Origin of the sequence: Nocardia amamiensis (assembly GCF_015477605.1) — a bacterium.
GTDB classification, from domain to species: Bacteria; Actinomycetota; Actinomycetes; order Mycobacteriales; family Mycobacteriaceae; genus Nocardia; species Nocardia amamiensis_A.
On sequence record NZ_JADLQX010000244.1, the window covers coordinates 1 to 425 of the forward strand.

General features: G+C 64.2%; 1 pseudogene. It reads left to right on the forward strand.

Annotation, left to right across the window (positions count from 1 at the left end):
- A pseudogene (locus IU459_RS37670) lies at window positions 1-312 on the forward strand (IS1634 family transposase); the annotation flags it as partial.
- Window positions 313-425 lie beyond the last annotated feature (113 nt).

Sequence of the window (425 nt, forward strand, 5' to 3'; positions counted from 1 at the left end):
GAACGCGGCTGGCGGGACATGAAACAGATCCTCGACCTGCGGCCGGTCTATCACCGCCTCGAGGAACGCATCCGCGCCCACGTCGTGTTGTGCTGGCTGGCACTGTTGATGATCCGGATCATCGAAACCACCACCGGCGCTACCTGGTTCACCACCCGCCGCGAGCTGGACAGGCTGCATGTCGGCACCTTCACCGGACCGGCCGGCACTTTCCGGCGGGCGACTGAGCCGACCAAGCCGCAACGGGACCTGTTCGCCAAGCTCGACATCCCGATCCCGAAGCAGATCGTCGAACTGACCCCGGCGCCCTGACCTGCGAGTATCTGCACGCCTAGAGACACGGTCCCCAGGCGCGTTTCTCCATGTCTGGGCAGGTCAGGGCATAAATCTGGGCTCTATCCGCTCCGAATTACGCGGAACGCAGG